The 6316-nt window shown below is 68.2% G+C and carries 2 protein-coding genes and 2 pseudogenes; all 4 read left to right on the top strand.

The window, feature by feature from the left end; genetic code table 11:
• Positions 1 to 2: 2 nt before the first annotated feature.
• Positions 3 to 2074, top strand: a pseudogene (gene glgB / locus B3446_RS04745) (1,4-alpha-glucan branching protein GlgB).
• Positions 2075 to 2078: 4 nt separating this feature from the next.
• A complete protein-coding gene (gene glgX, locus B3446_RS04750; protein WP_175136536.1) occupies positions 2079 to 4190 on the top strand; it encodes a glycogen debranching protein GlgX in 2112 nt (703 codons plus the stop codon).
• Positions 4187 to 5974, top strand: coding sequence for a malto-oligosyltrehalose trehalohydrolase (gene treZ, locus B3446_RS04755; protein ID WP_291378047.1), 1788 nt, complete (start codon positions 4187 to 4189; stop codon positions 5972 to 5974). Before glgX ends, treZ begins: the two co-directional genes overlap by 4 nt.
• Positions 5971 to 6316, top strand: a pseudogene (locus B3446_RS04760) (4-alpha-glucanotransferase); the annotation flags it as partial. The gene treZ and the pseudogene B3446_RS04760, both read left to right, overlap by 4 nt.

Below are 6316 nucleotides of genomic sequence, written 5' to 3' on the forward strand. Positions count from 1 at the left end.
GGCTGCGCGTCTTCGTGCCCGGCGCCTCAAAGGTGGCGGTCCTGGATCCGGACGGCGAACGCACGGCATTGACGGAACAGGCGCAGGGTCTGTTCATCGGCCGCGCGCCCTACGCGCAGGCGGGTGACGGGTCGTCGTACCGCCTGGCGATCCAATGGCCGGCGGCCGAGCAGATCACCGCGGACCCGTACGCCTTCGGCGCGCTGCTCGACGACACCACGCTGCAACGGCTGGCGCAAGGCGCCTGGCGCGAGGCCGGCGAGGCGCTCGGCGCGCATCTGGTCGAGGTCGACGGCGTCAGCGGACTGCGCTGCGCGGTCTGGGCGCCCAACGCCCGACGCGTCGCCGTGGCAGGCGACTTCAACGGCTGGGGGGGGNNCGTCATGGCATGCGGCTACGCCATGCAGCAGGCGTCTGGGAGATATTCATTCCGGGCGTGCGGCCTGGCGAGCGCTACAAGTTCGCCATCACGGACCGCAACGGCAATCAGTTCATGAAGGCCGATCCGATGGCGCGACGCAGCGAGATGGCGCCGGCCACGGCTTCGATCGTGGACGATCCCGCGCCATACACCTGGTCCGATGAAGACTGGATGCAGGGACGCGGCGCGCGTCAGTCGCCCGATGCCCCCATCTCCATTTATGAAGTCCACGCCGGGTCCTGGGCAGGCTGCGAGTCGGGCGTCTGCGGCTGGGACCAGATGGCCGACAAGCTGCCCGGCTACGCCCGCGCCATGGGATTCACGCATCTTGAGCTGATGCCGATCATGGAGCATCCGTTCGGCGGCTCGTGGGGCTATCAGCCGCTGGGCATGTTCGCGCCGACCGCGCGCTACGGCCCGCCCGAGGCCTTCGCGCGTTTCATCGACCGCTGCCACGCGGCAGGCATCGGCGTCATTCTGGATTGGGTGCCCGCGCACTTCCCCGACGATGCGCACGGGCTGGCCGCCTTCGACGGCACCTCCCTCTATGAATACGAGGATCCGCGCGAAGGCTATCACCCCGACTGGCACACCATGGTCTACAACCTGGGCCGCAACGAGGTGAAGGCCTTCATGATCGCCAGCGCCATGCATTGGCTGCGGCGCTTTCACATCGACGGGCTGCGCGTGGACGCCGTGGCGTCGATGCTCTACCGCGACTACAGCCGCCAGCCTGGCGAATGGATCCCCAACCGCTATGGCGGCCGCGAAAACCTGGAAGCCGTCCAATTCCTGCAGGAGTTGAACGACACGGTGCGCGCCGAGGTGCCGGACGCGATCATGGTGGCCGAGGAATCGACCGCGTGGCCCGGCGTGACGGCGCCCGTGTCGGAAGGCGGCCTGGGGTTTCACTACAAATGGAACATGGGCTGGATGCACGACACGCTGCGCTATCTGTCGCAGGATCCCATCCATCGCCGCTACCACCACCACGACATCACGTTCGGCATGGTGTATGCCTTTAGCGAGCGCTTCATCCTGCCGCTGTCTCATGACGAAGTGGTGCACGGCAAGGGGTCGCTGCTGGGCAAGATGCCCGGCGACACGCAGACCCGGCTGGCCAATCTGCGCGCGTACTACGGCTTCATGTGGGCGCACCCCGGCAAGAAGCTGCTGTTCATGGGCGGCGAACTGGCCCAGCCCACGGAATGGAACCACGACGCCACGCTGAACTGGAACCTGCTGGACCACGCCGGCCACCTGGGCATTCAACGCCTGGTGGCCGACCTGAACCGGCTGTATCGCGATGTGCCGGCGCTGCACGCGCGCGACGCGGACCCGTCGGGTTTCGCGTGGACGATTCTGGACGATCAGGACAACAGCGTCGTTGCCTTCCTGCGCACCGATGGCCAGCAGCAGATGCTGGTGGTGTCGAACTTCACGCCGGTCACCCGGCACGATTACCGCATTGGTGTTCCGCGCGCCGGCCGCTGGGCCGAACGGCTGAACACCGACGCGTCCCACTACGGCGGGTCCGGCCAGGGCAACCAGGGCGGGGCTCACACCGGCGACATGGCTGCCCATGGGCAGCCGCAGGCCCTGTCGCTCACCCTGCCGCCTCTCTCGACCCTCTTCCTGATGCACGAAGGCTGAATCCATGGATCCGTCCCAACTGACCCGTATTACCGGCGGCCAGCCGACACCGCTGGGCGCCACCAGCGACGGCCTCGGCGTGAACTTCGCCGTGTTCTCCGCGCACGCCACCCGCATCGAGCTGTGCATCTTCGACCCCAAGGGGCGCAAGGAATTGCGGCGCTTCGATCTGCCCGAATGCACGGACGAAATCTGGCATGGCTACCTGCCGGATGCGCAGCCCGGCCTGCTGTATGGCTACCGCGCGCATGGCCCGTACGATCCGCAGAACGGGCACCGCTTCAATCCCCACAAGTTGCTGCTGGACCCGTACGCCCGCCAGTTGAGCGGGCCGCTGCACTGGAGCCCCGCCCTGTTTGGCTACCGCATGAATCACTCGCGGGCGGACATGAGCTTTGACCGCCGCGACAGTGCGCCCGCCATGCCCAAGGCCATCGTGGCCGATGAGGTCCCGTTCAACTGGGGCAACAGCAAGGCGCCGTGCACCTCGTGGAACGACACCACGATCTACGAGGTCCACGTGCGCGGCGCCTCGATGCAGCGCGAAGACCTGCGCCAGCCGCTGCGCGGCACCTGCGCCGCCCTGGCCGATCCGCATTTCATCGAACATCTGCAACGGCTCGGCGTGACCGCGGTGGAGCTGCTGCCCGTCTATGCCTTCCTGCAGGACCACTTCCTGACCGAGCGCGGCCTGCGCAATTACTGGGGCTACAGCACCCTGTCGTACTTCGCGCCCGAGCCCGGCTACCTGATGCAGCACCCCAACGAGCTGCGGCTCGCCATCCGCCGCCTGCACGCGGCGGGCATCGAGGTCATCCTGGACGTGGTCTACAACCACACCTGCGAAGGCAACGAGATGGGGCCGACCTTGTCGTGGCGCGGCCTGGACAACGCCAGCTATTACCGCCTGATGCCGGGCGAAGAGCGCTACTACATCAACGACACCGGCTGCGGCAACACGGTCAACATGTCGCATCCGCGCGTGCTGCAGATGGTGACCGACTCCCTGCGCTATTGGGCCACGTCCTACGGCGTGGACGGCTTCCGCTTCGACCTGGGCGTGACGCTGGGTCGCGAAGGCAACGGTTACGACCCCGGCTCGGGGTTCTTTGACGTCATCCTGCAGGACCCGGTCCTGTCCAAGCTCAAGCTGATTTCCGAGCCGTGGGACATCGGTCCGGATGGCTACCAGCTGGGCAACCATCCGCCCGGGTTCGCGGAGTGGAACGACAAGTTCCGCGACACCACCCGCCGCTTCTGGCGCGGTGACGAGGGCATGCGCGGCGACATGGCGGCCCGGCTTTGCGGGTCGCGCGACATCTTTGATCGCCGCCATCGCCGTCCCTGGTCGACCGTCAACTATGTGGCCTCGCACGACGGCTTCACCCTGGCAGACATCGTGAGCTACGACGGCCGCCATAACGAGGCCAATGGCGAGGACGGCAACGACGGCCATTCCGAGAACTTCAGCCACAACTGGGGCGCCGAAGGTCCCACCGACGATCCGCAGATCCTGGAAACGCGCGGCCGCGTCCAGCGCGCGCTGCTGGGATCGGCCATGCTGTCCGACGGCACCCCGATGCTGCTGGCGGGCGACGAGTTCGGCAACAGCCAGGAAGGCAACAACAACGCCTACTGCCAGGACAACCCGATTTCGTGGCTGGACTGGACGCAGGCGCAGAGCGACGCTGGCCGCGCGCTCAGCCGCTATGTCGGCCGCCTGACCGCGTTGCGCCGCGCGCATCCTAGCGTGCGCAGCGCCCGCTACGGCGATGCCGGCCAAGAGATCCTGCCGGGCATCCCCGCGATTTCCTGGTTCGACGCTTCCGGCGCGCAGCTGGACGGTCCGGCCTGGGAAGCGGAGCAGGAACGCGTGATGGGCTTGCGGCGCGCCGCGCAGCGCCCCGAAGGCGGCGCCGACGTGACGCTGTTGCTGATGAACCCTACCCACGAAGCGGTCACCTTCACGCTGCCGGAGCCCGCGATCGCCTGGTCGCTGGAGCTGGATTCGGACAAGCCCGCCGCGCCCGCGCCGTGGGACGAGCCGACCGTGACGGTGGCCCCGCATAGCCTGGTCCTGCTAGCCCAGCGTGCGGAACCCGGAGAAGCGCCATGACGCATTCGTATTCCTATGGCGCGATTCCGCTGGAAAGCGGCGTCACGCGCTTCCGGCTGTGGGCGCCCAGCGCCCCGCCCGGCTTCGCGTTGGAGGTCGAGGGCCATCCGCCCATTCCGATGCGCCCCGGCCCGGACGGCTACGCGCAGGCCGACGTGGACTGCGCGCCGGGCACGCGCTACCACTATCGGCTGGACGAGAACACCGTCATGCCCGATCCCGCCTCCCGCCTTCAGGACGGCGACGTGCATGGCGACAGCATCGTCGTGGAGCCTGGCGCCTACCGCTGGCGCCACCCGGAGTGGACCGGCAGGCCGTGGGAAGAAACGGTCATCTACGAGGTCCACGCGGGTCTCGCCGGCGGCTACGCAGGCCTGATCGCGCGGTTGCCCGAACTGGCGGCCATGGGCATCACCATGCTGGAACTTATGCCCATCGCCGATTTTCCCGGCGAACGGAACTGGGGCTACGACGGCGTGCTGCCGTATGCGCCCGACACGGCATACGGCTCGCCGGACGACCTGAAGCAGCTCATCGACGCGGCGCATGGCCTCGGCATGGGCGTGATGCTGGACGTGGTCTACAACCACTTCGGCCCGGACGGCAATTATCTGTCCGGCTACGCCGCGCCTTTCTTCCGCACCGATATCGACACGCCGTGGGGCGCCGCCATCGACTTCCGCCAGGAAGCCGTCAGCACGTATTTCAAGGAAAACGCGCTGTACTGGCTGACTGAATACCGCTTCGACGGCCTGCGTCTGGACGCCGTCCACGCCATCGCCGGACACGAGTGGCTGCACGAAATGGCCCGCTTCGTGCGCGACGGCGTGTCGGCCGAGCGCCACGTGCATCTGGTGGTGGAAAACGACGACAACCGCGCCAGCCTGCTGCGCGGCGACTTCGAGGCGCAATGGAACGACGATGCGCACCATGTGCTGCACCATCTGCTGACCGGCGAATCGCGCGGCTATTACGCCGACTACGCCGAGGCGCCGGCACAGGCGCTGGCGCGCTGCCTGGCCGAAGGCTGGGTGTATCAAGGCCAGCCTTCGCCCTATCGCGGTGGCCAGCCGCGCGGCGAGCGCAGCGCGGACCTGCCGCCCACCGCCTTCGTGCTGTTCCTGCAAAACCATGACCAGACCGGCAACCGCGCGCGCGGCGAACGGCTGACCGCCCTGGTCGACAACACCCAGCGGCTGCGCGCGGCCGTGGCGCTGCAATTGCTGGCGCCGCAGATCCCCTTGATCTTCATGGGCGAGGAACGGGGATCGCGCGCACCGTTCCTGTACTTCACGAGCCATACCGACCCGGAACTGGCGCAGGCCGTGCGCGACGGCCGGCAGCGCGAGTTCTCGGCGTTTCCGGAATTTGCGGGCGACTCGCCCACCGCGCAGCTGCCCGACCCGAACGACGAATCCACCTACCACGCCAGTTCCCCCTGGCAAGACGAGCCGGATGCGGCCGAGTGGATGCGCGACTATTCTGCGCTACTACAACTGCGGGCGCGGTCGATTGCGCCGCGCCTGGCGGGTGCGGTCAGCCTGGGTGCCGCGGCGGTGGGCGATCGCAGCGTGTTCGCGCGTTGGGAACTGGCCGACGGCGCCCGCCTGACGGTCTACACCAACCTGGGTCCCATGCCTCAGACCGTGCCGGAATCGCTCATGCCCGGCCCGGACGTGTTCACGACGCTGCTCTTCGAATCACCCGCCGGCGGGCGCGACCGCCTCTCACAAGGTGAGCTGTGCCCGGACTGCACCGTGTGGCTGCTGGAGGAACCGGCATGAAGCGCGCCAAGGCCGAGCCGGACGGCTTATCCGCTTTGGCCCAAGACGCCGGCATCGCGGAGCACTGGTCGGATGCTCGGCAGCGGCCGCAACAGGTGTCGCCGGATACGTTGCGTGCGCTGCTTGCCGCCATGGACCTGCCGGCCGCGACGGCGCGCGATATCGAGGACAGCCGCCGCCGGCTGGCGGAGCAGGCCGCGGACGCCCTGCCGCCCATGGTGGTGACGCGCTGCAACGCCCGCACCGCATTGCCCAAGACGGCGCGCGGGCCGTATCGCATCCTGTGCGAGTCCGGCCGCATCCTGGACGGCCACATACAGGCGGGCGCGGACGGCGTGCCCT

Source organism: Achromobacter sp. UBA5777 (genome assembly GCF_002418565.1).
Classification (GTDB): domain Bacteria; phylum Pseudomonadota; class Gammaproteobacteria; order Burkholderiales; family Burkholderiaceae_B; genus Achromobacter; species Achromobacter animicus.

Coding starts and splice junctions, on each gene's coding strand:
- glgX (WP_175136536.1), top strand. CDS start 2,079: ATGGATCCGTCCCAACTGACCCGTATTACCGGCGGCCAGCCGACACCG.
- treZ (WP_291378047.1), top strand. CDS start 4,187: ATGACGCATTCGTATTCCTATGGCGCGATTCCGCTGGAAAGCGGCGTC.